This is a genomic window from Mesorhizobium sp. M2A.F.Ca.ET.039.01.1.1 (assembly GCF_003998035.1).
Lineage (GTDB): Bacteria > Pseudomonadota > Alphaproteobacteria > Rhizobiales > Rhizobiaceae > Mesorhizobium.
The window spans coordinates 1-2,598 of record NZ_RZRY01000798.1; the positions used below are offsets into that span (position 1 = coordinate 1).

General features: G+C 67.2%; 3 protein-coding genes. 2 read left to right on the top strand and 1 reads right to left on the bottom strand.

Annotated elements, in window-relative coordinates:
• Both EOA24_RS33850 and EOA24_RS33855 read left to right on the top strand, forming a co-directional pair.
• The coding region (locus tag EOA24_RS33850; protein ID WP_127410577.1) for an FGGY-family carbohydrate kinase at nt 1-901 on the top strand (901 nt) is incomplete at its 5' end.
• Nucleotides 898-1,749: a TIGR01459 family HAD-type hydrolase gene (locus EOA24_RS33855; RefSeq protein WP_127410578.1), complete on the top strand. Its 852-nt coding sequence runs from the start codon at nt 898-900 to the stop codon at nt 1,747-1,749. The genes EOA24_RS33850 and EOA24_RS33855, both read left to right, overlap by 4 nt.
• Here EOA24_RS33855 and EOA24_RS33860 read toward each other — a convergent pair.
• On the bottom strand, nt 1,750-2,598 hold an 849-nt coding region (locus EOA24_RS33860), incomplete at its 5' end, for an ATP-binding cassette domain-containing protein (RefSeq protein ID WP_127410579.1). It abuts the gene before it with no gap.

Genomic DNA, 2,598 nt, shown 5'->3' on the forward strand with positions numbered 1-2,598 from the left:
CGCCAAGGCGCTCTGGTTCCAGCGCCTGCCTGACATCCATGCCGTGCTGCACCAGGCCGACTGGATCGCTGGACAACTCTCGGGCCGTTTCGACGTCAGCGACGAGAACAACAGCCTGAAGACCGGCTACGACGCCGAGGCATGCCGCTGGCCGGAGTGGATCGCGGCGACTGGCATGCGCATGGAGCTTCTGCCTGCCGTCGTCAGGCCAGGCAGCGTGACCGCCAGGCTCACGGCAGCGGCCGCCGGCCTGTTCGGCCTGCCGCGCGACGTCGCGGTGGTTGCCGGCACCACGGATGGCTGCGCCTCGTTCCTGGCGACGGGCGCTGTGGCCGCCGGCGACGGCGTGACCGCGCTCGGATCGTCGCTGACCATCAAGATCCTGTCCGACCGGCCGATCTTCGCGCCGCGCTATGGCATCTACAGCCACCGGCTTGGCGACGCCTGGCTGGCGGGCGGCGCATCGAACACCGGTGGCAAGGTGCTCGCGCAGCATTTTTCGCTTGCCCGCATCATCGAGCTCAGCGCGACGATCGATCCCGCGACGGAGACCGGCCTCGACTATTATCCGCTCGGCTCGCCCGGCGAGCGCTTTCCCATTGCCGATCCGGCGCTGCAGCCGCGGCTCCTACCCCGGCCGCGATCCGACGCCGACTATCTGAAGGCGATGCTGGAAGGGATCGCCGCCGTCGAGGCGCTCGGCTACCGGAGGCTTGCCGAACTCGGCGCGCCACCGCTGACATCGGTGCGCAGCGTCGGCGGCGGCGCCGCCAATGCCGCCTGGACCGCGATCCGGCAACGAAAGCTCGGCGTCGAATTTCGGCCTGCGCTGTCAGACGAGGCAGCGGCGGGCACGGCACGGCTGGCGCTCAAGGGTGCAAGCGAAGCGGGGCTGCTGTGAGCGCGAAGCACGCCATGCATCTCGACGGGGTCGCAGCGCTCGCCGAACGCTACGACGTGTTCCTGCTCGACCAGTTCGGCGTGCTGCATGACGGGCAGCAGCCTTACCCTGGCGCGGTCGAAGCCCTGTCGGCGCTGAAGCGTGCCGGCAAAACGGTGGCGCTGATCTCGAACTCCGGCAAGCGGGCGGAGCCCAATGAGAGGCGGCTGCTTAAGCTTGGTTTCGAGGCGGGAAGCTGGGACCATTTCGTCTCATCCGGCGAAGTGGCCTGGCGCATTTTCACGGACATGGCGCGCGAAGGCACGCTGCGGGCCGGCACAAGATGCCTGCTGATCAGCCGCGACGGGGACCGCTCGGCGATCGAGGGCCTGCCGCTTGTTTTGACCGAGCGCGGCGACGACGCCGAACTAGTGCTGATCGCGGCCAGCGAAGGCGACCGCTACGACCTCGATCACTACCGAAGACTTCTCGGCCCGGCGGCGGCACGGCAGGTGCCGTGCTTCTGCACCAATCCGGATCGGATCATGCTGACCGCGGTCGGACCGCGCTTCGGCGCCGGCGAGATCGCCGACCTTTACGAACGCCTCGGCGGCAGCGTCACCCGTATCGGCAAACCCTATCCGGCGATCTACGAAGCGGCGCTCGCGCTTGCGGGAAATCCGGATCGTCACGACGTGGTCTGTGTCGGCGACAGCGTCGAGCACGACATCGCCGGCGGCCAAGCCGCCGGCGTGGCGACCGCGCTGGTTTTGTCCGGGATATTGGTCGACAGCGGCGACCCTGCCGGGCTTCTCGACGAATTCAACGCGCATGCGGATTACATGCTGGACGCGTTTCGATGGCGTTGACTATTCGATCCTGCTGCCGCTCTTTGGATCGAACAGATGCAGCGCCGCAGGGTCGGCGGCCAGCCGAATGATGTCGCCCGGCCTGACGTTGCTGCGGCCCATGACGAAGACGCATATCTGCTGGTTGGCCAGCCTGACATAGAACTGCGTCGACAGGCCGAGCGGCTCGACTACTTCGACCTCGGCCTTGAGCGCGCCATCGTCGACCAGCTTGATGTGCTCAGGCCGCAGGCCAATGGTGAGCGCATCGCCGTCCTTGAGCGGCAGGCCATCCGGCAGCCGCAGCTTCTGGCCGTCGGCGAGCACGGCATCGACCTTGCCGCCCTTGGCGACCTTGGCCGGCAAGAAATTCATGCCGGGCGAGCCGATGAAGCCGGCGACGAAGGTGTTGGCCGGCCGGTCGTAAAGCTCGAGCGGGCGGCCAACCTGCTGCACATAACCGTCATGCATGACGACGATGCGGTCGGCCATAGTCATGGCCTCGACCTGGTCGTGCGTGACATAGACGGACGTGGTCTTGAGCTGCTGATGCAGCGCCTTGATCTCGGCGCGCATATGGACGCGCAGCTTGGCGTCGAGATTGGAAAGCGGCTCGTCGAACAGGAACACCTTCGGGTCGCGCACGATGGCGCGGCCCATGGCGACGCGCTGGCGCTGGCCGCCGGAGAGCTGGCGCGGCAGGCGGCCGAGATAGGAGTCGAGGCCGAGCCGCTTGGCGGCGGCGCCGACGCGGCTGTCGATCGTCGTCTTCTCGGCCTTCTTCAGCATCAGGCTGAAGCCCATGTTCGAGGACACGTCCATATGCGGATAGAGCGCGTAGGACTGGAACACCATGGCAATGTCGCGGTC